The sequence below is a fragment of the Desulfurobacterium sp. genome, from assembly GCF_027028515.1.
Taxonomy (GTDB): Bacteria; Aquificota; Aquificia; order Desulfurobacteriales; family Desulfurobacteriaceae; genus Desulfurobacterium_A.
On the sequence record NZ_JALVIW010000033.1, the window covers coordinates 1 to 1,628 of the forward strand.

The 1,628-nt window shown below is 37.2% G+C and carries 3 protein-coding genes; 1 reads left to right on the top strand and 2 read right to left on the bottom strand.

What is annotated here, in order from left to right:
* Positions 1-213: 213 nt before the first annotated feature.
* Together MV676_RS02890 and MV676_RS02895 are read right to left on the bottom strand one after the other, a co-directional pair.
* Positions 214-537 (bottom strand): hypothetical protein, encoded by a 324-nt coding sequence (locus tag MV676_RS02890; RefSeq protein WP_297445101.1) that lies wholly within the window; start codon positions 535-537, stop codon positions 214-216.
* Positions 521-985, bottom strand: a complete 465-nt coding sequence (locus tag MV676_RS02895; protein WP_297445103.1) for a hypothetical protein — start codon at positions 983-985, stop codon at positions 521-523. The genes MV676_RS02890 and MV676_RS02895 overlap by 17 nt, the downstream gene beginning before the upstream one ends.
* Before the next feature lie 127 nt (positions 986-1,112).
* Between MV676_RS02895 and MV676_RS02900 the strand changes: the two genes are divergently transcribed.
* Positions 1,113-1,553 (top strand): hypothetical protein, encoded by a 441-nt coding sequence (locus MV676_RS02900; protein ID WP_297445105.1) that lies wholly within the window; start codon positions 1,113-1,115, stop codon positions 1,551-1,553.
* Positions 1,554-1,628: the final 75 nt, after the last annotated feature.

The following is a 1,628-nucleotide window of genomic DNA, read 5'->3' on the forward strand; positions in this document are numbered from 1 at the left end:
GCCTATCTTCTCCTTTTCCTTTACAGGCTTAAACCGTATGCTTATACTCCTCATTCAACCCTCTCCCGTCTGATAAGATTATACACCTACTTTTCCACCCACGACCATAAAGTTAAACATATACACTACTACAGCTATCTACTTTTTCTTTTTTCCCGAAAAGGTATACAAAGAGCAGGAAAAACCCTGCTCTGTCCTAATAGTTAACAGGAATCACCTTTTCGGCCTTGTCTTGTATATCGGGTGTTCCCTACGGTCGTAGACTTTAACTCCTATCTCTTTTAAGAGGCCGTAGATTTCAGGATCTTCCTCTTCGTATTCGGCCATTCGTTTCTTTTCAATTACGAATCCCTTTAACTTCCCGTTTCCCACAAGTGGCATAAGGTGTTTTAGCGACAGCGAAAGCGAAAGTGGAAGATTGAGTTTTTTCCTTAAGTTCAGCTCCTCTACTTTGGAAAGAGGTTTATACTCTTCGTCAAGAAACCTTACGCCGAGCCTCTGATTTTCTACAAACAAAACTTCAACGTAGTAAGCCATTGCACCTCCTTGTTCTTAACATTATTTCCTGTTTTTCTTCAGGGAAAATATCAAGTATATCCCGTTCAGAATAACCTGTTATTTCTGCAACTTTTTTAGCAATTAATTCTTTACTGGTTAATTTTTCGTGCTTGATAACTGCAAGTATTCCCACGATTACAACCCTTTCACGGAGAATGTCCTCTATAAATTTGTCCAGAGAGGGATAAAGTTCTAAATCATTTATCATACTTTTATAAATCGATATTTGCCTGTTAATCTTTTCTGGCTGTACGCCCGGATTGTTTTTCCTGATTTCTTCTCCGATTTTTTCACACTTGTATTTCTGGATTTTAAGGTAGGCCAGTACTTCTGACTTGTTGGAGCCTACCTTTTTAACGGTTTCGGAAAGGTGGTCTATGATTTCTTCCTTTTCTTTCAGGTAGTCAGCAATTTTCTTAATGTCCATAATACCCTCCTTATCGCTATCGGTTTAGTGTTAAAATTATAATAACAGAGGCGTAAAGTTTTATCAAATTTTGCATATTTTACACGGTTAAACAGGGATTATAATTTAGTTCTGTGGAGGTGAATAAATGTTCCTGAGGTGGTTGTTTGGAGGAGAGGGCTACAAAAACGTTCAGGAGTTTGTAGAGGAAAAGGCCAAAAAAATCTTCGGGGACACAATAGAAGCCGTGGAAATCTACAATGCAAAGGGCCAGCCTATATACCGCAGTAGAGAAAACGAACTCAAAACTCCCTACCTCATAGCAGTTTTTAACGATGCCATAAAAAAACTTGAAAGGATTAAAAAGGTCCCTCAGGGCATCATTTTACCCTATGAAGAAAAATATGGGGTTAAAAGATACATAATAGTAATGCCTTTCACGGTTGATAAAAATGTCCTATTTTTAGTAGTAAGCGTTTCTAACGAATATGTTATATTTTTTAATCCGGATGCCGAGCTCAAAAAGTGTAAAAAGTTTGTTAAAGAATTTACGGACTTTTTGGGTAAAATCCATAAAAAGGAGAGGTAAATGGATAAGGAAAGCCTTTTAAAAATTCTAAACTCTGTATATTCTACCAGAGGTTCGTGGACATTGACTTTTGTT